This window comes from Bradyrhizobium sp. 17, from assembly GCF_023073515.1.
GTDB classification, from domain to species: domain Bacteria; phylum Pseudomonadota; class Alphaproteobacteria; order Rhizobiales; family Xanthobacteraceae; genus Bradyrhizobium; species Bradyrhizobium canariense_D.
Genome location: NZ_JADPJQ010000035.1, coordinates 89,010 through 113,054 on the forward strand (window position 1 = coordinate 89,010; position 24,045 = coordinate 113,054).

At 63.5% G+C, this 24,045-nt stretch carries 20 protein-coding genes; 15 read left to right on the forward strand and 5 right to left on the reverse strand.

Features of this window, described 5'->3' with window-relative positions; genetic code table 11:
- Positions 1 to 2 precede the first annotated feature (2 nt).
- The 5 genes from IVB13_RS05350 to IVB13_RS05370 all read left to right on the forward strand — a co-directional run bounded on the left by IVB13_RS05350 (position 3) and on the right by IVB13_RS05370 (position 6,280).
- A complete protein-coding gene (locus IVB13_RS05350; protein ID WP_085361475.1) occupies positions 3 to 878 on the forward strand; it encodes an ABC transporter permease in 876 nt (291 codons plus the stop codon).
- 58 nt (positions 879 to 936) lie between these two features.
- The gene (locus IVB13_RS05355; protein WP_247294987.1) at positions 937 to 2,265 is read left to right on the forward strand and encodes an FAD-binding oxidoreductase; all 1,329 of its coding nucleotides are present in this window, start codon (positions 937 to 939) and stop codon (positions 2,263 to 2,265) included.
- A gap of 13 nt (positions 2,266 to 2,278) precedes the next feature.
- Positions 2,279 to 3,205, forward strand: coding sequence for a glyoxylate/hydroxypyruvate reductase A (locus IVB13_RS05360; RefSeq protein ID WP_204512117.1), 927 nt, complete (start codon positions 2,279 to 2,281; stop codon positions 3,203 to 3,205).
- Between the two features lie 9 nt (positions 3,206 to 3,214).
- Positions 3,215 to 5,083 carry an ABC transporter ATP-binding protein gene (locus IVB13_RS05365; protein ID WP_204512116.1) on the forward strand — a complete coding sequence of 623 codons (1,869 nt, stop codon included), beginning with the start codon at positions 3,215 to 3,217 and terminating at the stop codon, positions 5,081 to 5,083.
- A 270-nt stretch (positions 5,084 to 5,353) separates the two neighbouring features.
- A complete protein-coding gene (locus tag IVB13_RS05370; protein ID WP_085385352.1) occupies positions 5,354 to 6,280 on the forward strand; it encodes an AraC family transcriptional regulator in 927 nt (308 codons plus the stop codon).
- A gap of 2 nt (positions 6,281 to 6,282) precedes the next feature.
- Here IVB13_RS05370 and IVB13_RS05375 read toward each other — a convergent pair whose 3' ends face one another.
- Positions 6,283 to 7,209 carry a catalase family peroxidase gene (locus tag IVB13_RS05375; protein ID WP_085361470.1) on the reverse strand — a complete coding sequence of 309 codons (927 nt, stop codon included), beginning with the start codon at positions 7,207 to 7,209 and terminating at the stop codon, positions 6,283 to 6,285.
- Between the two features lie 570 nt (positions 7,210 to 7,779).
- On the opposite strand from IVB13_RS05375, the gene IVB13_RS05380 reads away from it, so the two are divergent.
- Both IVB13_RS05380 and IVB13_RS05385 read left to right on the forward strand, forming a co-directional pair.
- A complete protein-coding gene (locus tag IVB13_RS05380) occupies positions 7,780 to 8,295 on the forward strand; it encodes a hypothetical protein (RefSeq protein ID WP_204512115.1) in 516 nt (171 codons plus the stop codon).
- A 317-nt stretch (positions 8,296 to 8,612) separates the two neighbouring features.
- Positions 8,613 to 11,942 (forward strand): adenylate/guanylate cyclase domain-containing protein, encoded by a 3,330-nt coding sequence (locus IVB13_RS05385; RefSeq protein ID WP_247294985.1) that lies wholly within the window; start codon positions 8,613 to 8,615, stop codon positions 11,940 to 11,942.
- 127 nt (positions 11,943 to 12,069) lie between these two features.
- Here IVB13_RS05385 and phaZ read toward each other — a convergent pair whose 3' ends face one another.
- Positions 12,070 to 13,293, reverse strand: coding sequence for a polyhydroxyalkanoate depolymerase (gene phaZ, locus IVB13_RS05390; protein WP_018454111.1), 1,224 nt, complete (start codon positions 13,291 to 13,293; stop codon positions 12,070 to 12,072).
- Positions 13,294 to 13,462: 169 nt separating this feature from the next.
- On the opposite strand from phaZ, the gene IVB13_RS05395 reads away from it, so the two are divergent.
- Positions 13,463 to 14,119: a glutathione S-transferase family protein gene (locus tag IVB13_RS05395; protein ID WP_085395676.1), complete on the forward strand. Its 657-nt coding sequence runs from the start codon at positions 13,463 to 13,465 to the stop codon at positions 14,117 to 14,119.
- Positions 14,120 to 14,398: 279 nt separating this feature from the next.
- Here IVB13_RS05395 and IVB13_RS05400 read toward each other — a convergent pair whose 3' ends face one another.
- Positions 14,399 to 14,623: a hypothetical protein gene (locus IVB13_RS05400; protein ID WP_018454113.1), complete on the reverse strand. Its 225-nt coding sequence runs from the start codon at positions 14,621 to 14,623 to the stop codon at positions 14,399 to 14,401.
- A gap of 182 nt (positions 14,624 to 14,805) precedes the next feature.
- On the opposite strand from IVB13_RS05400, the gene IVB13_RS05405 reads away from it, so the two are divergent.
- Positions 14,806 to 15,162 carry a hypothetical protein gene (locus IVB13_RS05405; RefSeq protein WP_085395675.1) on the forward strand — a complete coding sequence of 119 codons (357 nt, stop codon included), beginning with the start codon at positions 14,806 to 14,808 and terminating at the stop codon, positions 15,160 to 15,162.
- Between the two features lie 9 nt (positions 15,163 to 15,171).
- Here IVB13_RS05405 and IVB13_RS05410 read toward each other — a convergent pair whose 3' ends face one another.
- The gene (locus IVB13_RS05410; RefSeq protein WP_085395674.1) at positions 15,172 to 16,275 is read right to left on the reverse strand and encodes a mandelate racemase/muconate lactonizing enzyme family protein; all 1,104 of its coding nucleotides are present in this window, start codon (positions 16,273 to 16,275) and stop codon (positions 15,172 to 15,174) included.
- A gap of 177 nt (positions 16,276 to 16,452) precedes the next feature.
- Here IVB13_RS05410 and IVB13_RS05415 point away from each other — a divergent pair, with 177 nt between their 5' ends.
- From IVB13_RS05415 to IVB13_RS05430, 4 genes are all read left to right on the forward strand, one after another.
- Positions 16,453 to 17,286, forward strand: coding sequence for an AraC family transcriptional regulator (locus tag IVB13_RS05415; protein WP_162496389.1), 834 nt, complete (start codon positions 16,453 to 16,455; stop codon positions 17,284 to 17,286).
- Positions 17,287 to 17,421: 135 nt separating this feature from the next.
- On the forward strand, positions 17,422 to 18,348 hold the full coding sequence (locus IVB13_RS05420) for an SMP-30/gluconolactonase/LRE family protein (RefSeq protein ID WP_085395672.1): 927 nt from the start codon (positions 17,422 to 17,424) through the stop codon (positions 18,346 to 18,348).
- A gap of 117 nt (positions 18,349 to 18,465) precedes the next feature.
- Entirely contained in the window at positions 18,466 to 19,059 is a 594-nt protein-coding gene (locus IVB13_RS05425) for a GNAT family protein (protein WP_018454118.1), read from the forward strand.
- 16 nt (positions 19,060 to 19,075) lie between these two features.
- Complete coding sequence (locus tag IVB13_RS05430) at positions 19,076 to 20,722, forward strand: GMC family oxidoreductase N-terminal domain-containing protein (RefSeq protein ID WP_018454119.1); 1,647 nt, start codon at positions 19,076 to 19,078, stop codon at positions 20,720 to 20,722.
- A 408-nt stretch (positions 20,723 to 21,130) separates the two neighbouring features.
- On the opposite strand, the gene IVB13_RS05435 is transcribed toward IVB13_RS05430, so the two are convergent.
- Positions 21,131 to 21,973, reverse strand: a complete 843-nt coding sequence (locus IVB13_RS05435; protein ID WP_007600695.1) for a MoxR family ATPase — start codon at positions 21,971 to 21,973, stop codon at positions 21,131 to 21,133.
- Between the two features lie 248 nt (positions 21,974 to 22,221).
- Between IVB13_RS05435 and IVB13_RS05440 the strand changes: the two genes are divergently transcribed.
- Positions 22,222 to 23,397: a VWA domain-containing protein gene (locus tag IVB13_RS05440; RefSeq protein WP_018454121.1), complete on the forward strand. Its 1,176-nt coding sequence runs from the start codon at positions 22,222 to 22,224 to the stop codon at positions 23,395 to 23,397.
- Positions 23,398 to 23,439: 42 nt separating this feature from the next.
- Positions 23,440 to 23,853 (forward strand): rhodanese-like domain-containing protein, encoded by a 414-nt coding sequence (locus tag IVB13_RS05445; protein WP_018454122.1) that lies wholly within the window; start codon positions 23,440 to 23,442, stop codon positions 23,851 to 23,853.
- The last annotated feature ends 192 nt before the right edge of the window (positions 23,854 to 24,045 follow it).

A 24,045-nucleotide genomic window follows, 5' to 3' on the forward strand; every position in this document is an offset into this window, starting at 1 on the left:
GGATGACGACCGTAGACTTGTCCAGCGCTCAACCCGCACCCGGCCAGGCCGCGTGGCGGCGATTTCGTCGGCACCGGCTTGCACTTGCAGGCGCGGTGATCATTCTCGTCCTTGTTCTCGGTTCGGCATTCGGCCCGTACCTCCTGCCGTTCGACGACACCTACATCGATATCATGAAGCGGTTCGCACCGCCGCTGTCGGGCGCGCACATCCTCGGCACCGACGAACTCGGCCGCGACGTGCTGGCGCGGCTGATGATGGGCGCGCGCGTCTCGCTGTCGATCGGCTTCGTCGCGATGGTGATGGCGATGGCGGTGGGCATCGTCGTCGGGGCCTTCGCCGGCTTCTATGGCGGCGTGGTCGGCGCGGTGCTGATGCGGCTCGTCGATGCCATGCTCTGCTTTCCGACCATCTTCCTGCTGCTTGCGCTCGCGGCGCTCATCGAGCCCGGCTTCATCACCACCACCGTGCTGATCGCGGCAACCGCCTGGATGTGGGTGGCCCGCGTCGTCGAGGCCCAGGTGCGCTCGCTGCGGGAGCGCGAGTTTGCGGTTGCTGCACTCGCGTTCGGCTCGTCGAATCTGCGGATCATGTTCCGCGAGCTCGTACCCAATGCGATCGCGCCGATCGTGGTGGCGGCGACGCTGAACGTGGCCAAGGCCATTCTGCTCGAATCCTATCTCAGCTATCTCGGTTACGGCATCCAACCGCCGGCCGCGAGCCTCGGCAACATGCTCAATAACGCGCAGATCTATCTCACCAGCGCGCCCTGGCTCGCGATTGCACCGGGCCTCGCCATCACGCTTGCGGTGACGAGCTTCAACTTCCTCGGCGACGGCCTGCGCGACGCGCTCGATCCGCGGATGAACATCCCATGATCTGCAAACTAGCGACGAGCCGAGCTGTCTCGATCGAACTGAATATCTGGAGTTTCCCATGTCCCCGCCGCTCACCCGCATAAACAGTGACGAGCGCCTGCCAGCGCAGGTGGATGTCGTCGTCATCGGCGGCGGCGTCATTGGCGTCTCCGCGGCCTATCATCTCGCAAAGAAGGGCCTCTCCGTCGCCTTGGTCGAGAAGGGCCATGTCGGCGGCGAGCAGTCGAGCCGCAATTGGGGCTGGTGCCGCCAGCAGGGCCGCGCGCGTGAGGAGATCCCGCTGGCCCGCGAGGCGCTGCGGCTGTGGGAAGACATGCAAAACGATGCCGGCGTCGATGCCGGCTTCCGCCGTACCGGCGTGCTGTTCCTGACCAAGAGCAAGGACGAGCTCGCCAGCTGGGAGCGATGGGCCGCAACGGCGCGCGAGATGCAGGTTCACTCGACCGTGCTGACGCCGGCGGAGGTCGCCGAGCGCCTGCCCGGCAATGCCGAGACATGGGTTGGCGGATTGCACACGCCGAGCGACGGGCGCGCCGAGCCCTCAATGGCCGTGCCGGCGCTTGCGACCGCCGCGCGAAAGCACGGCGTCACGATTCATCAGGGCTGCGCCGCGCGTGGGTTGGAGACGCAAGGTGGACGGGTGAGCGCCGTCGTCACCGAGAAGGGCACCGTTCGCACGCAATCGGTGCTGCTGTCCGGCGGCGCCTGGTCGTCGCTATTCTGCCGTCGCCACGGCATCGAGCTGCCGATCGGCCTCGTCAATGCGACCGCGTGCCGGACCACGCCGGGGCCGGAGATCACCTCCGGTGCGCTCGGCACCGATTTCTATTGCATCCGCCGCCGCCTCGACGGCGGCTTTACCCTGGCGCTACGCAACCGCGGCACGGTCGAACTGTCGCCTGATCTGTTCCGGTACGCGCGAACTTTCTGGCCGACCTATCTGCATCGCAAGAATGGGTTGAAACTGTCGTTCGGCAAATCCTTCTTCGACCAGCTCATGCGCGGCACGAACTGGAGCTTGGACAAGCCGTCGCCATTCGAGACCGAGCGGGTGCGCGATCCCGCGCCTGACATGTCGCTGGTCAATGCCGCGCTGGCTTCGCTGATCAAGTCGAACCCTGAATTGAAGGACATCGAGATCGCGGAAGCCTGGGGCGGGACGATCGACTGCACGCCGGATACCATTCCGGTCATCTCGCCGGTCGATGCCATGCCTGGCTTCTTCCTTGCCACCGGCTTCTCCGGCCACGGCTTTGGCATCGGTCCTGCGGCCGGCAAGCTCGCGGCGGACATCGTGACGGGCGCGACGCCGCTGGTCGATCCCGCGGCCTACAGCCACAAGCGCCTGATCGACGGCCGCCGGCTCGCGCCGGTCAGCCCGTTCTGAGAGTTTTGGCGGCATGACGGTTCTCTACAAGGCCAACATGGTTCGGGGCGCTGAATGGGCGGGCTTCTTCGCCGAGCGCGCGCCCGATGTGCCATTCCGGCTCTGGCCCGACATCGGCGATCCCGCCGACATCCGCTATCTCGTGGCGTGGGTGCCGCCCGACGACATCGCGACGACTTTCCCAAATCTCGAGCTGGTCTTCTCGGTCGGTGCGGGTGTCGATCAGTTCGACGCGAAAAAACTTCCAGCGCACATTCCGCTCGTTCGCATGCTGGAGCCTGGCATCGCCGAGACCATGGTCGAATACGTCACCATGGCGGTGCTCGCCCTGCATCGCGATCTCCTGCACTTCATCGCCCAGCAGAAGGCGCAGGTCTGGCGCGAGATCCGGATCACGCCGGCGAAGCGGCGGCGCGTCGGCGTGATGGGTCTCGGCCAACTCGGCCAGGCCGTGCTCGAACGCCTCACGGCTTTCGACTTTCCACTACTCGGCTGGAACCGATCGATGCGCGAGATCGACGGCGTCACCTGTTATACGGGCATGGGGACGTTGCCGGATTTCCTTGCGCAGACCGACATTCTCGTCTGCCTGTTGCCTCTGACGGATGAGACCCGCGGCATCCTCAATGCGGACTTGTTCGCGCGCCTGCCGCGCGGCGCGTCGCTCGTCAACGTCGGGCGTGGCCCGCATCTGGTCGAAGCCGACTTTCTCGCGGCGCTCGACAGCGGCGCGTTGTCGGGTGCTGTCCTCGATGTCGCCGAGCCGGAGCCGCTGTCTGCGGGTCACCCTTTCTGGAGCCATCCGCGCATCCTGGTCACGCCGCACAATGCCAGCATGACGACGCCGGATACGGCGGTCGATTTCGTGCTGGATGTGATTGCGCGCCACCGCCGCGGTGAAGAATTGCCGGGGCGTGTCGATCGTAGTCGCGGCTATTAGGACACTGGCATGAGCATGGGCGCAAGCGGAGCTGATCAAATCGCTGCCAACGCGCAGTCGCCGGTGCTGTCGGTTTCCGGCCTGACGACGTCCTTCCTGCGTGAGCGGCGATGGATTCCCGTCGTCTGCGACGTGTCGTTCGATATTGCCTCGCGGGAAACCGTGGCGATCGTCGGCGAGTCCGGTTCGGGCAAGAGCGTCACTGCGCTCTCGATCATGCGGCTCATTCCGAAGGAGAACGGCCGCGTCGAAGGCAGCGTCCGGCTTGCCGGTCGCGACCTGCTGACGCTGCCCGAAGCGAGCATGAAGGATGTTCGTGGCAACGAAATCGCCATGATCTTCCAGGAGCCAATGACGAGCCTCAATCCGGTGCTGACCATCGGCTTCCAGATTGCGGAAGCACTGATCCAGCACCGCGGCCTGTCGCGCGCGGCGGCGGAGGTCGAGACCATATGCCTGCTCGACCGCGTGCGGATACCTGCGGCGAAATCGCGCTTCCACGAGCATCCGCATCGCTTCTCCGGCGGCATGCGCCAGCGCGTAATGATCGCGATGGCGCTGGCCTGCAAGCCGAGGCTGCTGATCGCAGACGAGCCGACCACCGCGCTCGACGTCACGATCCAGGCCCAGATCCTGGAGCTTCTGAAGGAGCTTCAGCAGGAAGAGGAGATGTCGATCCTCTTCATCACCCACGACATGGGGGTGGTGGCCGAGATCGCGGACCGCACCGTGGTGATGTATGGCGGCCAGGCAGTGGAAACCGATGCGACCGCGCGCATCTTTGCTTCACCCTCGCATCCTTATACCCGCTCGCTGCTCGCGGCCGTGCCACGCCTCGGCTCGATGGACGGGCGGACGCGGCCGATGCGTTTTCCGACCGTCGACAAGGTGACGGGGACCTCTGACGAGCCGGCGGAGACGCCCGATACGGTCTCGATTGCCGAGCGACCGCTGCTCGAGGTCTCCAACCTCACGACGCGCTTTCCAATCCGCTCGGGCCTGTTCGGCAAGGTCTCGGGCCGCGTCCATGCGGTCGAGAACATCTCCTTCACCTTGCGCGCCGGGGAGACGCTGGCGCTGGTCGGCGAATCCGGCTGCGGCAAGTCGACGACGGGCCGCTCCATTCTCAAGCTGACGGAGCCGGACAGCGGCACCGTTCTGGTGGACGGGCAGGATGTGCTGGCGATGAATGCCCGCACCTTGCGTGACTTTCGCAAGCAGATGCAGATCGTGTTCCAGGATCCGTTCGCGAGCCTCAACCCGCGCATGTCGGTGGGAACGGCGATTGCGGCCCCATTGCTCGCCAACGGGCTCGTCACGGCGTCGCAGGCACGGGAGAAGGTCGCCGACCTGCTTGTCCGCGTTGGTCTCACCGCCGACATGGCCGCGCGCTTTCCGCACGAATTCTCCGGTGGCCAGCGCCAGCGCATCTGCATTGCCCGCGCGCTCGCGCTCGGACCGAAGCTGATCGTCGCGGACGAAGCGGTCTCGGCGCTCGACGTTTCGGTCAAGGCGCAGGTCGTCAATCTGATGCTGGACCTTCAGGCCAGCATGGGACTTGCCTATCTCTTCATTTCCCACGATATCGCGGTGGTCGAGCGCATGAGCCATCGCGTCGCGGTGATGTATCTCGGCGAGATCGTCGAAACCGGTCCACGCGCGGCCCTGTTCGGAAATCCGCAGCATCCCTATACGAAGAAGCTGATGGCGGCCGTGCCAGTGCCCGATCCAGCGCGCCGCGGCACCAGGCGCGAGGCCACGAATGACGAGATCAGAAGCCCGGTGCGCGCGCCCGATTACCAGCCGCCCGTGCGTCAATTTCGTGAGGTGTCGCCGGGCCATGTCGTCCAGCTCTGGGGCGAGGAATGGTCCAACTGACGTGCGCAGGCCGCAAATTATTTCCAAAATGCACGATGAAGTCGCCCCGCGATCTGCCGGGCAGGTCAACGGTGGTGTCCTTCGCGACGCCAGGCCGGTGACATCACGCTGAAATCACAATGAAATCATCGCGGCACGGCCCGGTGCGACGGCTGGCCGCGCCAGCTTCGTGTTATGCGCTGCAGCTGGACCGTCGGCCGGCGATCTCCGATAATGCGCGGATCTCGGGAAGGCCGGCGAAGACGTGCCTTTACGGATGGATTTACTAGAATGACACAAGCAGGCGTCTACGGGCAGAGGCTCGGGCAGGGCCTTCGCTCCAAGCAAGCACCGGTCCTGATCACGCGTTCGCTGCACAGCGCCGAGCTCGCGGTCACCGAAGTCCGCAACGACGATCCGACACCGGATATTTCCGGATCGCTGGCTGCGGAAGATGCCTATCTCCTCAGCCTGAAACTCCGCGACTATCCGGATTGCGAATGCTGGGAGGAGGGCCGCTGTGTCACCAAGGCGGATGTTCGCGCAGGTGCGACTTATCTGTACGACCTCAAGCGTGACCCGCGCTATGTGATCGACAAGCCGTTTCACTCGCTCTTCTTCTATTTGCCGCGCTCGGCGCTCAACAGCGTTGCCAGGCAACCGGGCGGGCCGCGCGTAGGCGAGCTCAGCTACGAGCCCGGTGTCGGTCATGACGACGAGGTCGTTCGACATGTCGGTGCCTCGTTGCGGCAAGGACTGTGTCGGCCCGACGAGACCAACCAGCTTTTCGTCGATCACATGATGCTCGCGCTCACCGCCCATGTCGCCCAGACCTATGGTGGGCTGAAGCCGGCCGCGGAACCGAGCCGCGGCGGTCTCGCGCCATGGCAGGTGAAGCGTGCGTGTGACCGGCTCGATTCCGATCTCTCGGGCAAGATCGCGCTGCAGCTGATCGCGACCGAGCTTGGCCTGTCAGTCAGCCACTTCTCACGCGCATTCCGGATCTCCACCGGCCTGCCGCCGCATCAATGGCTGCTCCAACAGCGCGTCAAGGCGGCCAAGCAACTGATGACAGTCCGCGACCTGCCGTTATCCGAGATTGCCATCTCGGCCGGATTTGCCAATCAGAGCCATTTCACGCGGGTGTTCTCGTCCATCGTCGGCGTCAGTCCGGGCGCATGGCGCCGAGAAACGGATGGTGGACGGGACAAGACTTGAAGTTACCGACGCTTCGCCAGCGAGATCGTGTAGGCCGTGCGGCGCGCCGCAAAAATCTCGTCCGGCGGATGGCCGATGCCGTCGGCAAGATTGGCTGGATTGAAGATGGAGCCGTCGCAGGCCGCGTTGGCTTCGAGGCTGGTGATGACGATCGTCCCCAGCCGCACCTGCTCACGGTTGTCCTCGTCCGGCCATCGCAGGGTCACGTCCATAGTGGGATCGCCGGGACGGTCGAGCAAGGCCATCACGTTGAATCGGACGTCGCCGGCTACGATCCTCCGCGCGAGATCGTCATGCAGGAAATCGGCCGACTTCGCCCTCGCTTCGTCCTCGCTCAAGGTGACGTCGCCGCCGACCGGCGAGACCTTGAACTTGATGAAGCGGGTCTCATCCTTCGCGTTCGTCGCGGGAAAGGAGTGCACGCCCCAATAGGTCGTGCCGGCAAAGCTGCCGGGCAGCCGGCGTGCCGCGACGTAATTCGCCTGGTTCAGTGTTTCAGGATTGGCTGCCGAAAAGGCCCGGACCTTCTCGATGTCAGGCTTGCCGTCCGCACCCGGAATGCGCGCCTCGAGGAAGGCGAGCATCTGGTCGAGCGTCCGTGCAAAATGCACCGGAGCGGTTTCCGTCAGGATGTCCGAGCGATGGGCGTCGTCGCCCAGCCTGAAGCTGAAGCCGCGCAGCACGAGGTTGTTGGTGTCGGTCACCCCGGGATTGCCGCCGCCGACGGAGAAGCGCGCCAGCACGCGCGACGGTTTTGTGAAGCTCAGCGATCGCGTAATCTCTGCCGCGCGGTCGGACGGGGCATAGGTCCCGCGCACACATCGACCCTTGGCGAAGCTCGCGCGCACCTTCGGCGGATTGCCTGCGACCGCCTTCAATGCATCGACGACCGCGGCGGGTGTTGCAGCGGGGGTGGGAAGTTCGGACATGGCTTGGCCTCCGGCAAAAGCGGCATGTCCGTGTGTTAGGGCTGGCGGAGCGCCGGCGTCTTTCCTAAAGCCGCGCTGCCTTGTCCGATCCTGCTGATTGCTTGCTCGCGCTTCAGGAATTCACGTGCACGAAACACGGTATGAGGGGATAGATCTGATGTCGGCGAGACGCGGGACAACTTGTTTACTGATTCAGCTCCCGTGCTCCCGTGCTCCCGGGTCTCGCGACGATGCAGACTTGTCCTCCGGAAATTGTGATCGGATAGAGCGACGGGGAACCGCGTTATGTGAACCGTCTCATATTTCATCACTCTCTTTCGAGCTATCACTCCCGCAAGAAATTGCCGCACCCGGACCTAACTGACCGACACGGGTGAGATGCAATGCCTGCGTAGCCGCGTGCTCGCAGCTTTGGATTGGCTCTCGTCTTGCTCACGAGCAAGCCAGCCCCATCACTCAGCACAGATTTTTCAGAAATTGGAATCAAGGCAATCGCAAAACGCGTCCACGAGGCTGCCTCTATTCGGGGTCGGCCGGTAGGCCGCTACTTACCTAAGAAGGAGACCCCCAATGAAAATTAGTGATGCAGTTTCCAGCGCATTTTCCCTAACGAGGGGCTCCGGCAATCTTCGGATCGCTCGTTCCGGTCTGATCAGGTCGGCCCATCTTCTTGAAAGAATTGGGCTCGCAGCCGTTGGGGCCTCCTGTGGCCTCTATGTGGGTGCGACCCTGTTGCGTGAGAAAGGCGGACTGTTTGAAAGCGGCTGGATCGTGCTGATAACGATGCTCTATGGAGCTCTCAGCTATTATGTCGGAATTGATTTGTCTCGCAGTGTCGCGCGGAAGTCGATCTCGAGCAACTCGGAAGAGTGGAATGGTTCCGAGCCGGCTGAGATCATGAGTGCGGCTGGAACGTTCGGCGCCGCGATTGCCGCAACTCTGTCCGTCAGCATCCTTGTCCTTGATCAAAACCCAGCCAATGGCCTGATAACCTTTGTTGCCGGCTGTTGGGTGGTTGGTTCCTCGCTCCAAGTTGCGGCGGGCATGATGGCTCGCAACTACGAAGCGCGCATGGACAAGCAATGAAGGAATTGTCCTCACGCAAGAACGTCTGCTTGGCGTCATGACGAGTGCACAAGCCGCAGTGTTGGATTCGATTTCAGGTCCGGAGTGAGTAGTGACCACTCATCGCAACCTCTGTCGTCCAACGCTGCGGGAAGACGATTTTTGGTAGCGCAGTCGTTCGCATCGGGCGGCGACCCGGCTTGGAAGCCGTGTCGGTACTGAGTAACCTAAATTATCGCACAACAAACAAGACGTGCCATCATGGCGGTGTTGGGATATCGTCCCCGCGCCGTGGTCCAAAATCCTGCTAACCGCCAACCACACGATCGGTGGAGCCAATGCAGATTGCGGAGTGGCTCGAGAAACTGGGGCTTGGGCAATACGCAGAGCGTTTTGCCCAGAATGGAATCGACGTGGGCGTCCTCCCCGAACTGATGGACGAGGACTTTGAAAAGCTCGGAGTCCTGCTAGGCCATCGCCGCAAAATGCTGCGTGCTATTGCCGACCTCGATCCAGCCGCGTTGATCGCATCGCCGACCCCTCCTCAGGACGCCGAGCGGCGCCACCTCACCGTTATGTTTTGCGATCTGGTCGGCTCGACCGCGCTCTCGGCGCGTCTCGATCCCGAGGATATGTGGGAAGTGATCCGGGCCTACCGCGCCGCCTGCGCGAGCGTCATTGCCGCTTATGACGGCAGGATAGCCAGGTTCGTTGGCGACGGAATACTCGTCTATTTCGGCTATCCTCGCGCGCATGAGGATGATGCGGAGCGCGCAGTACGAGCTGCCCTCGACACTATCTCCGCAATTGGGCAGCTCAAAACGGGCGCCGACGAACGGGTTGAACTGCGCATCGCAATTGCGACAGGGCTTGTGGTGGTCGGTGACCTCATCAGTGGAGATGCATCAGAGGAGCAGGCAACCGTCGGCGACACACCAAACCTCGCCGCTCGGCTCCAGAGCCTGGCGGAACCGGGCGCGGTCGTCGTTGCTTCGTCGACGCGCCGGCTGCTTGGTGATCTCTTCACGTTTCGCAATCTCGGCCGCCGTGAGGTCAAGGGGATAGCCGAACCAATCGCAGTCTGGGCGGTGGAGGGGGCGATCGCATCCGAGAGTCGCTTCGAGGCGGTCCGCGCGGTACGCTCGATCGGTTTTGTCGGCCGCAGGGACGAGATCGAGTTCACTCTCTCGCGCCAGCGGCTGGCATGGCAGGGGCAGGGCCAGATGGTATTGATTTCTGGCGAAGCGGGCATCGGCAAGTCGCGCATTGTCGCAACCCTGTCCGAAAGCCCCTCGTTGGGGGCGCACCGCCGGGTGCGATATCAGTGTTCGCCCTACCATACCAACAGTGTGCTCCATCCCTTTGTCGCGCAGCTCGAGCGCGCCGCCGGCATCCGGTCGCACGACACGCCTGGGCAAAAGCTCGACAAGCTCGAGGCAATGCTGTCGCTTGGAACACAGCAGGTCGCCCAAGCGACACCGCTCATTGCGGCTCTCCTTTCGATTCCCACCGGCGACCATTGTCCGCCGCTGGCTTTGAGCCCGGCGCAGCAGCGGCGACAGACATTTGCCGCCCTTCTGGATCAGCTTGAGGGGTTGGCGCGAGAGCAACCCCTGCTGATTATCTGCGAGGATATGCATTGGGCCGATGCCACGACACTTGAACTGTTCGATCTCGCGGTCGATCGTATCAGAGGACTGCCGATACTCGTGCTCATGACATCCCGGCCAGAGTTCGAGCCCTCCTGGTCGGGCCTTGCCAACGTCAGTCTGTTGCGGCTCGACCGACTCGATCGGCGGGACTCGCGCGCGCTGGTCGAACAGGTGGCCGTTGGTCGCCAGCTGCCACGCGAGATGATGAAGCAGATCATCGATAGGACGGATGGCATCCCACTATTCGTCGAGGAATTGACCAAGATGGTGCTGGAGTCCGGGCTACTCCTCGAAGATGCCGGGCGCTATCGTCTCGATAATCCGCTCCCGCCGCTCGCTATTCCCGCGACGCTGCAGGATTCGCTGATGGCGCGGCTTGACCGGCTGGCCCCCGTCAAGGAGTTAGCGCAGATAGGCGCCGCCATCGGTCGCGACTTTTCATACGCGCTGCTGAGATATGTGGCGGGACGCGATGATCTGACGCTGAGCGCTGCGCTAGCGCAACTCGAAGAGGCCGAACTGCTGGTGCGTCGCGGGGCTCCGCCCGAAGCAAACTATAGTTTCAAGCACGCCCTCGTTCAGGAAGCGGCCTACGAGAGCCTGCTCAAGAGCAAACGGCAGGTGCTTCACAAGCGCATCGGCGATGTCCTGCGCGAGAAGTTTCCAGTCGTCGCCGAGACTGAGCCGGAAGTTCTGGCACACCACTTCACTGAGGCGGGGCTGAACGAGGTCGCCCTCGAATGGTGGCGCAAGGCGGGCCTGCAGGCGCTGAAACGCTCCGCTTATTCCGAGGCGATTGCACATCTCGGCAAGGCGATTGCCATCGCCGATGACCTGCCCGATGAGCACGACCGGATGATGGGTAGGCTACATCTTCAAATCGCATATGGCCGTGCATTACGGGGCAGCCTCGGGCACAGCGCTCCCGAAACGGTCGCCGCATGGACGCGCGCCCGACAGTTCGCAGCCGACATCAATGATCCGGTTGAACTTGCGCCGGTCCATTCGGGTCTCTTCAATGCCTGCCTGACACACGGCGAACTCGCGCCGATGCAGGCGCTGGTGGATGCCATCGTGAACGCCGCTGACCGGCGACCGGCCTCACCGGTGGCCGCCGTCGTTGCACATTGGACGGGCGGGGTTACCTGCTGGTTCGGGGGCGACTACTTGAACGCGAGATTACATCTTGAGAAGGCACTAGAGATCTATGGTGACGAGCCGGATCCCGCGACGTTCAGGGGCTCGGCGCTGGATCTCCCATTCGTGATCATGAGGTTTCTTGCCCTGGTGCTTTGGCCCCTTGGCAGGATCGCCCGCGCACGCCGCCTCGCCGCGGAAGCGATAAGGGCTTCCGGAGAAAAACGGGCGCTTTCTCAGGCCAATGCGCTTGTTCATCGAGCTGTGTTCGACGGACTATGCGGGGGCATGTTGCAGCAAACAGAGACGATCCTGGCGCTTGGTCTCGCTCGCGACCACACGATGCCGCTGTATGTGGCCGCCGGCACTTACCTGAATGGCCTGGCCAAGTGGCGCGCTGGCGACGGAATGGCCGGGCTAACGGAAATGCGTCGCGGCTGGACCTTGCTGCACGAGAATGACTGCTACCTCTGTGAGCCGTTTTGGGGGATGCATGTCGCCATGGCGGATGCAGAGTCGGGCCAACTCGAAAACGGGCTGGAAATCTTGAGCGGATTGATCGCATGGGCGGGGCAATCCGGTCAGCATTGGCTTGATGCCGAGCTGCATCGCGTCTACGGGGAGCTTTTGTTGCGTCATGATCCTTCGGACCTAGCCAGGGCCGAAACTGCGCTAAGCCGAGCGCTTGAAATCGCACGGCACCAACGGGTGAAGACTTTCGAGCTGCGCAGCGCCATTGGACTTGCACGCCTGCATAAGACAAATGGCGGAGCGGGCGCGGTATCCGAGGTGCTCGCTCCCGTGCTCGCTGAATTCGATGCGGAGCGCAATCTTCCCGAAGTCGTTGAAGCCAGAGAGCTGCTCAAGCAAGTGCATTAGGCACGTGCGGTTTGTTTAGCTAGCCGTTTGGTCAGGAGAGACGTCTCGATCCTGACCCATCTCCGGTCGCCTCACTGCAATTGCGCGTTGAGGTTCGCACGTGACGTACGGGCCAGGGGCTGACGGGTTACGAATTCACGTGCACGAAATCCCGCAAGAGCGGGTAGATCTCGTTGTTCCAGCGTTTGCCCGAGAACACGCCGTAATGGCCGACGCCGGCCTGCATGTGGTGGACGCGGCGGTAGGCGCGTACGCCGGTGCAGAGGTCTTGCGCGGCCAGCGTCTGGCCGATCGAGCAGATGTCGTCCTTCTCGCCCTCGACCGTCATCAGCCCCATGCGGCTGACGGCCTTGGTGTTCACCGGACGTCCCCGATGCATCAGCTTGCCCTGGGGCAGAAGATGCTCCTGGAACACGTCTCGCACGGTCTCGATGTAGAATTCCGCGGGCAGGTCCATCACGGCGAAATATTCGTCGTAGAAGGTCTTGATGCTGGCCGCCTTCTCCTTCTCGCCCTTGGCGATGTGATCGGCGAGATCGATGTGCTGCTTGATATGGCGCTCGAGATTCATCGAGACGAAGGCGGTGAGCTGCACGAAGCCGGGATAGACTTTCCGCAGGGCACCGCGGCACTGCATCGGCACGTAGTTGATCAGGTTCTGCTCGAACCAGTCGATTGGCCTGCTCTTGGCGAATTCGTTGACCCTCGTCGGCTGGATGCGCGTGTCGATCGGGCCGGCCATCAGCGTCAGCGTCGCCGGCCGCGAAGGATGGTTGCCCTCGCACATGATCGCGGCGGCCGCGAGTGCGGAGACCGAGGGCTGGCAGATCGCGACCATATGCGGGCGGGGGCCTAATTGGCCGAGGAAGTCGATGAGATGCTCGGTGTAGTCGTCGAGCCCGAAACGGCCCTCGCTGCGGGGAATGTCGCGTGGATTGTGCCAGTCGGTGATGTAGACGTCGTGATCCTGCAGCAGCGTCTTCACGGTGCCGCGCAGCAGCGTCGAAAAATGGCCGGACATCGGCGCCACCAGGAGCATGCGCGGCTGCTCGCCCACGCCTTCCTTCTTGAAACGCAGCAGCGAGCCGAACGGGGTCGCGTAAGCGATCTCCTCGGTTACGGCGACCTCGCGATTGCCGACCATGACGCTGTCGATGCCGTAGGCGGGGCGGTGATAGGTGAGGGTGGAGCGGGAGATCAACTCCAGCGCGGCCGACAGCCGGCCGACGACCTGATCCGATAAGCCCTGCGGCACCAGATTGAGGAATTTGAGTGCGGACGAAGCCCCCGACCGCCACGGCGCCGTCAGGTCCATATGGTTCTGAAAGGCCTGATAATACATCGACATCATACTGAAACGCCCACCTGTCCCCGTGCTGCTATGCAATATCGGAGCCAAACCGGAGATGGGCCGTCCTCAAGATTGGCACGTCGCTTGCTGCTCTTTTGGCGGGAAGCACAGGCGGTGCGCACTCCCGCAGTCCAGGCGGGTGCAAGTCTTAGGCGTGAGGGAAGGCCATATGGCGAAGGCGACACTGACCATCAGCAGCAAGAACTATTCGTCCTGGTCGCTGCGTGGCTGGCTGCTGACGAAATTTTCCGGGCTCGATTTCGATGAGATCGTCACCGCGCCGGACGACGCGTCGGCGCGTGCCGAAATCCTGCTATTGTCGTCGTCGATCCTGGTGCCGTGCCTGCGGCACGACGGCGCGATCGTCTGGGATACGCTGGCGATCGCCGAATATCTCAACGAGGCGATGCCGGATGCCGGGCTGCTGCCCGCGGATCGCGTTCAGCGCGCGCATTGCCGCTCGATCTGCGGCGAAATCCATTCCGGCTTCACCACCTTGCGCGCCTCGCTGCCGGTCAATCTGAAGGGGCACTTCCCCGGCTTCAAGATCTGGTCGCGCGCGCAGGCCGACATCGATCGCGTCTGGGCGATCTGGCGCGACTGCCTGGACAAATCGGGCGGCCCCTTCCTGTTCGGCGAGACCCGCACCATGGCTGACGCGATGTACGCCCCGGTGGTGACGCGCTTCGTGACCTATAACGTCAAGCTCGAGCCACAGCTGCAAGCCTATGCCGATACCATCATCGCCATGCCGGAGATGAAGGAATGGATCGCGGCGGCACGGGATGAGCCGGCCGAGATCGAGGAGCTCGAGGTCGAATATTAGGCAGGCCGGGTGCCATCTGCCTGTTTTGGGAGCGAGCATCCAACCGCCGCACCCCGCGGTCATGTCATTGAAGGCGTTAACGTTTGACGCCCGTGGTGGGCTGAGCCCGCTCACGCGCTGTGCAGATATTGTATGCGCGCGCTGGCCGGTTGCGACATCTAGCCGTGAACAGGCGCGTACGGGGCGCTACGGCTGATTCGGACGTGATTCGTTCGGGCCGCGTTCCGAAGGTTAAAGCCGGGACGCGGCCCCGTTGCATTTTGAGACAGAAATCAGTGCTCAGGCCACGCCCGAATGCTTCATGCGCGGGACGCGCCAGCCGATGACGGTTGCTTCAACTGCGACGCCGGCCGCGTGGTTCTGCCAGCGTCCCTCGATATAGCGGCAGGCGAACGGCAGCTGATACGTTCCGCTGTGGTCCTCGCACAGCACTTCGACTGCAAGGCCGGGCGGCGGTTCTCCGGCGCCGTCGAATTCCGCCAGTCGTCTGTCGCGCGTTGCCATCAAAAAACTCCCTTAAACAAAGCCGCGGAAAGAGTGCCCATTTCCTCCGCGTGCAGATCATCGCTCCCCGTGCGAGGGAACAGCCGCAAGCTCAACGCGAGAATGCGGTGCGAGTGTGGTAGCCTCGACAGGCTGCGTGCAAAAAGCGCACATTGCCGTGATTGATTTGACAAGGAACCTGTATGCTGCTTCGAAGCGCCGTCGTTTGTTTCGCGATGTTGCTGCTCGCTACGCTGGCGATTGTGCCGGTCCGCGCGCAGGACGTGCCCGGTATCGAGATCTGCACCGTCGAGAAGACCATGGAGCGCCGCACCAGCTGCCTCCAGAGCAACGTCGACTTCCTCCAGAAGACGATCACCAAGTTCAACCTCGATCACCAGCAGAAGCTGGACGCCGCGGCTCGCCAGATCGATGCGTTGAAGACGACCGTGGCCGGCTTGCAGAAGATGCTCGGCGATCTCCAGGCCGCGCAGGCGAAGACCGCGGAGGATGTGAAGAAGAAACAGGATGCGCCGCCGCCGAAGGATGCGGCGAAATAGGCGCCGCGCTCAGGCGACGCGATATCGCTCCATGACGCTGCGGGCGGGCTCATAGCCGAGCCCAGGTCCGGTCGGCACCGCGACATGGCCGGTGGCATCGACATCGGCGCGGCCGCCCCAGAGGCAGGCCTCGCGCTTCAGGTAAAACATCTCGACCAACCCGTCGTCGCGCCCCGCCAGGAGATGCAAGGTCGCCAGCAGGCCGGGGCCGAAATACGGGGAGTGCGGAACGATCTTGACGTCTTGCCGATCCGCGAGCGCCGCAACCTTCAGAAATTCCGTGATGCCGCCGACCTTGATCACCGACGGCTGGGCGTGGCTGACCGCGCCCGCCTCCATCATCTGGCGGAATTGATATTCCGTGCAGGCGTTCTCGCCGGCGGCGACGCCGAGCCCGCCCTTGCTGCGGACCTCGGCGAGCGCCGCAAAATCCTCCGGCGGCCAGACCGGCTCTTCCAGGAACATCGGCTGCGCGTCCCCGCATGTCCTGGCGAACGCGACCGCCTGCTCGCCTGACAGCGGGCAGTTCATGTCCACCATCAGCGGAATGCCGGGCCCGATCGCCGCGCGCGCGGCAAACACCGCCGGCGCCGTGGTCTCGTGCAGCTTGATGGCGCCATAGCCGAGTGCGAGCGCCTTCTTGCATTCGGCGGCGATGTTGTCGGGCGAACCGATCCGCAACAGGCTCGCATAGGCCGGAATGGCCGAGCGCCTGGTGTCGCCGAGCAGGCGGTTCAGCGGCACGCCCTCGATCTTGGCGGCGAGGTCCCACAGCGCGATGTCGAGCCCGGAGATCGCGAACATGGTGATGCCGTAACGGCCGAACAGATGCAGATTGCGCTGGATCTGGTCCATCACCGCGGGGATGCCGGCGGCATCGGGAACCTGCAGCCCATGGGCTTGTGGTGCGATCATTTCCTCGACGGCACTGCGCGTGGTGCGGGGGCAGACATAGGCGAAGGCATCGCCCCAGCCGGTGAGCCCGGCGTCGGTGGTGACCTCGAGGATCACCATGTCGAGGGCGGTGATGGCGGAGGCGCCCTGACGGAAGCTCGCGACACCAGCGTCATAGGGGATGCGGATATGGTGCGCCCGCACATCGGTGATTTTCATGACGCGGTTCCTCCTGCTTTCTTGTGAGCGGTTTCAAGGACGTCCCGAGTGTAGCCATGAACGCCCGGACGTTGCCAGTGGCTGTTCCGGCGTTATCCTCCTGCGGGACCGCAACGCCGATCAAGCGAAACCCGCGGACTTCCGTGCATCATGGTCGCGCTTCGAACGAGAAACGCCATGAACCCAGCCCAGCGCGCGCTCTGGTATGTCGAGAGCCATCTGGCCGAGCCGATGACGCTCGACGAGATCGCTGCGATATCGGGCGTGTCGCGGTTCCACATCGTGCGCGCGTTTGCCGTAGCCACCGGCCTGCCGGTGATGCGGTACGTGCGCGCGCGGCGGCTGAGTGAAGCGGCGCGCAGTCTTGCGAATGGCGCGCCGGACATCCTGTCGCTGGCGCTGGAGGCCGATTACGGCTCGCACGAAGCATTCACCCGCGCGTTCCGCGACCAGTTCGGCACCACGCCCGAAGCGGTGCGCGCCGCGCAATGCACCGGCCATCTCAAGCTTCAGGAGCCGATCCTCATGGATTCAACCATCTCGGACAAACTCGCCAACCCGCGCTTCGAAACCACAAAGGCCTTCCTCGTCGCAGGCATCAGCGAGCGCATCTCCTGCGACAACGGCGCGGCCATTCCTGGACTGTGGCAGCGCTTCCACCAGGAGGTCGCCGACATTCCCGCGCGCGTTGGACCGGTCGCCTATGGCGTCTGCTGCAACGGCGACGATGCCGGCAATTTCGACTACATTGCCGGCGTCGAGGTCGCCGATTTCTCCGAACTGCCGCGCCCCTTCGGCCGTATCCGCATCCCCGAGCAGCGCTATGCGGTGTTCACCCACACCGACCACGTCGCCTCGATCAGGCGCACCGTCAACGCGATCTGGAATCAGTGGCTGCCGGCCTCCGGCCTGAAGGCTGCCGATGCGCCGAACTTCGAGCGCTACGACGAGAAATTCGATCCCGCCACCGGCAATGGCGGCCTGGAGATTTGGATACCCGTGCGAGATTAGCGCGCAACGCTGGCATACCATCCGGCTTGCTTGGCAAGCCCCGGTGACTTTGTCATAACCGCAGGCAATCTTGCGTGTGGGGCCCGTGCCGGACATCCCGCGCAAGTCATAACAAGCAGCCGGGAGGGTCCCCACATGTCCAACGTCCGCGTTCTCGCCACCGACCTCGAATTTCCCGAAGGGCCGGTCGTGATGCCGGACGGCTCGGTCGTGCTGGTGGAAATCCGCGGCCAGCGCCTGACCCGAATCCATCCCGACGGGCGCAAGGAGGTCGTCGCGAAGATTCCGGGCGGCCCGAACGGCGCAGCCCTCGGCCCCGACGGCAAGATCTACATCTGCAACAATGGCGGCTTCTCCTGGATCCCGACCCGCAACATGATCATGCCGGGTCCGCAGCCCGACGGCTATCTCGGCGGCTCGATCCAGCGCGTCGATCTGCAATCCGGCCAGATCGAAACCGTCGTGACCAGATGCGCCGAGCACGATCTGCGCGGGCCGAACGATCTGGTGTTCGACAAGCAGGGCGGCCTCTGGTTCTCCGATCTCGGCAAGCGCCGCGCGCGCGAGATGGACGTCGGCGGCATGTACTATCTCAAGCCCGGCATGAAGGAGATCGTCGAGGTCGTCCACGGCGTGTTGCCGGCGAACGGCATCGGCCTCTCGCCGGACGAGACCACCGTCTACATCGCGGAGACGCCGACGGGCCGGCTCTGGGCCTACGAGCTCTCCGCGCCCGGCACGCTCAAGCCGCGCGACGCGATCTATCGCGGCGAGCGGGGCAAACCGATCTGCGGCCTCGGCGGCTACCAGATGTTCGATTCGCTGGCGGTCGAAGCCAACGGCAATGTCTGCGTCGCCACCCTCGTCTCCGGCTGCATCTCGGTGATCGCGCCCGATGGCACGCTGGTCGAGCAGATCCCGACCGGCGACCGCGTCACCACCAACATCGCCTTCGGCGGCCCCGAGCTGAAGACCGCCTACATCACCCTCTCCGGCAAGGGCGAGCTGATCGCCATGGACTGGCCGCGCAGCGGTTTGCCGTTGAATTTCCTTAACAAGTAAACGGTGCTAGTGACCATCATTGCAACCGAAGCGAAGCAATCCAGGAATGCGTCCGCGGTGACAGTCTGGATTGCTTCGTCGCTTCGCTCCTCGCAATGACAAAGGAGAGAGTTTCAAATGCCCTGGCCTGATCCCATCACCCTGCGCGGACAGCATGCCGCTCTGGAGCCGCTGTCGCATCAGCACCGCGAGGGGCTGAGCGAGGCCGTGAAGGATGGTGAGCTCTCCACCATCTGGTACACCGCAATCCCGACGCCGGACAACATGGGCAAGGAAATCGACCGCCGGCTCGGTCTTCAGGCCGCCGGCTCGATGCTCCCCTTCACCGTATTCGATGGCAGCGGCAAGATCGTGGGCATGACGACCTACATGAACATCGATGCGGCCAACCGCCGCGTCGAGATCGGCTCGACCTGGTATGGTAAGAGCGCGCAACGCGGCCCGCTCAACACGCAGTGCAAATTGCTGCTGCTCACCCACGCCTTCGAAACCCTGGACTGCATCGCGGTGGAATTCCGCACCCACTTCTTCAATCACCAGAGCCGCCGCGCCATCGAGCGCCTGGGCGCCAAGCAGGACGGCATCCTGCGCAGCCACCAGGTCGCGCCGAACGGCACGCTACGCGACACCGTGGTCTACAGCATCACCGCGGCCGAATGGCCTACGGTGCGAACGCATTTGAATTATCAACTCAACGACAAGCCGCGCTAGAGGCGGCCGAGGCACCATGGACAGATTTGATTATGTGATCGTCGGCGCGGGCTCCGCCGGTTGCGTGCTCACCAGCCGGCTGAGCGAAAACCCTGCGACCAGCGTTTGCGTGCTCGAGGCCGGCCCGAGCGACTGGCATCCCTACATCCATCTGCCGGCCGGCTTCATCAAGACCTTCCACATGAAGAGCATCAACTGGGCCTACCAGCAGGAGGTCGGACCCTGGACCGGCGGCCGCAGCATCTACGCGCCGCGCGGCAAGACGCTCGGCGGTTCGTCCTCGATCAACGGCCACATCTACAACCGCGGCCAGCGCATGGATTTCGACACCTGGGCGCAGATGGGCAATCGCGGCTGGGGCTATGCCGACGTGCTGCCCTACTTCCGGCGGCTGGAGAAGCGGGTCGGCGAGGGCGAGGACATTTATCGCGGCCGCGAAGGCAATCTCACCGTCACCACCATGAACTGGCGCGATCCGCTTTGCGAAGCCTTCATGGAAGGCGCGGTGAGCCTCGGCATTCCGCGCAACCCCGACTACAACGGCAAGACCCAGGAAGGCGTCTCCTATTGCCAGCGCACCATCGACAAGGGCTTGCGCGTCTCCGGCGCCACCGCTTTCCTCAAGCCCGCGATGAAGCGGCCGAACGTGCATGTCCGCACCCACGCGCATGCGACCGAGATCATCTTCGAGGGCAAGCGCGCCGTCGGCGTGCGCTACATGAAGGGCGGTCATGGCGGCACGCCGGTCGAGGTCCGCGCCAACAAGGAAGTGATCCTCTCCGGCGGCACCTATAATTCGCCGCAGCTGCTCCAGTTGTCCGGCATCGGCTCACCGGATCTGTTGCAGGCCCACGGCATCGCCGTGCGTCACGCGCTTCCGGTCGGCGAAGGCCTGCAAGATCACTACGCCCCGCGCACGGTCGCGCGCGTCAAGGACATCAGGACCATCAACGAGCTCCGCCGCGGCTGGCGTCTCTGGGTCGAGGCGATGAAATGGGCGACCGCGCGCAAAGGCCTGCTGTCGCTGTCGCCGACCATGGTCTACTGCTTCTGGCACTCCGGCGAGAGTGCGGAGAGCTCCGACCTCCAGCTCACCTTCACACCGGCGAGCTACAAGGAAGGCGTGCAGGGCCAGCTCGAGGACGAGCCCGGCATGACGGTGGCGTCCTGGCAGCAGCGCCCCGAGAGCCGCGGCTATGTCCGCATCCGCTCGGCAGATCCGTTTGCGCCGCCGATCATCCAGACCAACTATCTTGACGCCGAGCTCGACCGCCGGGTCATCGTCGGCGGCATGAAGCTCGCGCGCAGGCTTTTGAAGAGCGCGCCGCTGTCGCCCTATTACGCCTACGAGGATTTCCCCGGACCCAACGTCAATACCGACGACGAGTTTTTGGCGGCCGCCACCGAGCGCGGCACCACCACCTTCCACCCCGGCTGCACCTGCCGCATGGGCCCGGCGGATTCCACCTGGGCGGTGGTCGACGATCAGCTCCGCGTTCACGGGTTGCAAGGTCTCCGCGTCATCGATGCCTCCGTGATGCCGCGCATGATCTCGGCGAACCTCAATGCCTCAACCATGATGATCGCCGACCGCGCCTCGGACTTGATCCGCGGCAAGAAGCCGATGGAAGCCGCGCGCGTGCCGGATGCGGCGGTGGCGTAGCAAGGTCTCGTGCTCCGGACGCAGCGCTGCGCTTCCCCGGCGATGCGAAGCATCGTCCGGTGCAGCTGTGCGCTGCAGAGCCGGAGGCCCATCTCACGCGACCTTGGTCGCCCCTCGCGATTTGAAGCGCGAGTTGGAGAGGGCGATGCTCACCCTTGCTCCGTCATCGCGAGCGCAGCGATGCAATCCAGGATCTTTCCGCGGAGGCAGCCTGGATTGCTTCGCTGCGCTCGCAATGACGAGGTGGAGAGAGTGCGCCACACTCTCGGTGTCATCGCCCGGTTTGACCTGGCGATCCAGTATTCCAGAGGCGGTTATGATTGATTCGAGAAGCCGCGGCGTACTGGATTCCCCGCCTTCGCGGGGAATGACACCAGAAGGTGGGGCGGCAGCGGAGTGCGCTCGAACCTACACTTCCCTCCGGCTCAGGAACGCCAATCGCTCGAACAGATGCACGTCCTGCTCGTTCTTGAGCAGCGCACCGTGCAGTGGTGGGATCAGCTTGCGCGGGTCGCGCTCGCGCAACTGCTCGACGCTCATGTCTTCGTTGAGCAGCAGTTTGAGCCAGTCCAGAAGCTCTGAGGTGGAGGGCTTCTTCTTCAACCCGGGCACTTCGCGGACCTCGAAGAAGATGCGCAGGGCTTCCTCGACCAGCCGCTTCTTGATGCCGGGGAAGTGGACGTCGACGATCCGGGTCATGGTGTCGGCATCGGGGAACTTGATGTAGTGGAAGAAGCAGCGGCGCAGGAACGCGTCCGGCAGCTCCTTCTCGTTGTTGGAGGTGATCATCATGATCGGGCGCTGCTTGGCCTTGATCGTCTCGCCGGTCTCGTAGACGTGGAATTCCATGCGGTCGAGCTCAAGCAGGAGATCATTTGGGAATTCGATGTCGGCCTTGTCGATCTCGTCGATCAGCAGCACCGGGCGCTGCTCGGCGGTGAAGGCATCCCACAGCTTGCCGCGCTTGATGTAGTTCTTGATGTCGGACACGCGGGCATCGCCAAGCTGGCTGTCGCGAAGGCGCGATACCGCGTCGTATTCATAGAGGCCTTGCTGTGCCTTGGTGGTGGACTTGATGTGCCAGGTCAGAAGCGGGGCGTTCAGCGCCTTCGCCACTTCCTCCGCCAGCACCGTCTTGCCGGTGCCGGGCTCGCCCTTGATGAGCAGCGGGCGCTCCAGCACGATCGAGGCATTGACCGCGACCTTGAGATCGTCGGTCGCAACATAGTCCTTGGTGCCGGTAAATTTCATCGCGCGTCCTTGTTGGTCGTCGTCCCAGGAATTGCCAGTTTCATGGCCCTGGTCCAACAAACGGAACGGCCGCGCGTGGCGGCCGTTCCTGGTTCGGTCAGGCTTTCAGACCCGTTTTATCAGCGAAAGGATGACGAGCACAATCGCTCCGCCAATCCCGCCTGGCGGACAATCCTGCCCAGAGCTCGTCGGGTGGGGTCTCCGAGGCGCCCCTTGACGCCGACAATCCAAAGGGCAATCTGTCACCCATGTTCCTGCAATTCTTCACTTCTCTGCGCGATGCGCAGGTCCCCGTGACGCTGCGCGAATACCTCACGCTGATGGAGGCGCTCGACGCCGACCTCGCGGACTACTCGGTCGAGAATTTCTACTATCTCTCGCGCACCTCCCTGGTGAAGGACGAGCGCAACCTCGACAAGTTCGACCGCGTCTTCGGCACCGTCTTCAAGGGGCTGGAAAGCCTGCTCGACGCCATGGAGGGGGCCGAGATCCCCGAGGAGTGGCTGAAGAAGCTCGCCGAGAAATACCTGACCGACGAAGAGAAGAAGCAGATCGAGGCCATGGGCTGGGACAAGCTCATGGAGACCCTGAAGAAGCGTCTCGAGGAGCAGAAGGGCCGTCATCAGGGCGGCTCGAAGTGGATCGGCACCGCCGGCACCTCGCCGTTCGGCGCTCATGGTTACAATCCCGAAGGCATTCGCATCGGCCAGGACAAGAACCGCAACAACCGCGCCGTCAAGGTGTGGGACAAGCGCGAGTTCAAGGATCTGGACGGCAATGTCGAGCTCGGCATCCGCAACATCAAGGTGGCATTGCGCCGCCTGCGCAAATTCGCGCGCACCGGCGCGCCGGATGAACTCGATCTCGACACCACCATCCGCGAGACCGCCAATCACGGCTATCTCGACGTGCACATGCGGCCCGAGCGCCGCAACGCGGTGAAGCTGCTAGTGTTCTTCGACATCGGCGGCTCGATGGACGCGCATATCGAGCAGGTCGAGGAGTTGTTCTCGGCGGCGAAGAGCGAGTTCAAGCACATGGAGTATTTCTACTTCCACAATTGCCTCTATGAAGGCGTGTGGAAGCAGAACAAGCGGCGCTTTACCGACCGCACCCCGACCTGGGACGTGCTGCACAAATACCCGCACGATTACAAGATCGTGTTCGTCGGCGACGCCTCGATGTCGCCCTACGAGATCATGGTGCCCGGCGGCTCGGTCGAGCACGTCAACGAGGAGCCCGGCTCGGTCTGGCTCGACCGCATCATCCGTACCTATCCGCATTCGGTGTGGCTGAACCCCGTGCAACAGAAGCACTGGGACTATTCGGAATCCACCACCATCATCAAACGCATTTTCGCCAACCGCATGTATCCGATCACGATCGAGGGACTTGAAGGTGCGATGAAGGAATTAACGCACTAGCTCGCGCTCCGCGCCGGGAATGACTACAAGAGGGAGAACCACGTGCCCCAGACCATCACCCGTGGCATCAAGGCGCTGATCGACGAGGCCAATGCCGAGATCGAGACGCTCACCGCCAAAGACGCCATCGAGATCTCCAAGAACGGCGACGTCGTCATCGTCGACATCCGCGATCCCCGCGAGATCGAGCGCGACGGCCGCATCCCCGGCGCGTTCGCCTGCACCCGCGGCATGCTCGAATTCTGGATCGATCCGCAGAGCCCTTATGCCAAGCCGGTGTTCCAGGAGGACAAGAAGTTCGTCTTCCATTGCGCCGGCGGCTTGCGCTCTGCGCTCGCCGCCAAGACTGCGCAGGACATGGGCCTCAAGCCCGTCGCCCACATCGCGGGCGGCTACGCCGCCTGGCGCGACGCCGGCGGGCCGACCCAACAGTGGGAGCCGAAGAAGAAGGGGTGAGGGTGCTGCGCTGCCGCTCCAATCTCCGGCGTCATTCCCCGCGAAAGCGGGGAATCCAGTACGCCGCGGCCTCTCGGCTCAATTACAATCGCCTCTGGAATACTGGATCGCCCGGTCCTAGTGCGCAATTGCGCACTGGCCGGGCGATGACAGCGGAGTTGGATGCGCACTGCTTCAACCTCGCTCACGTTG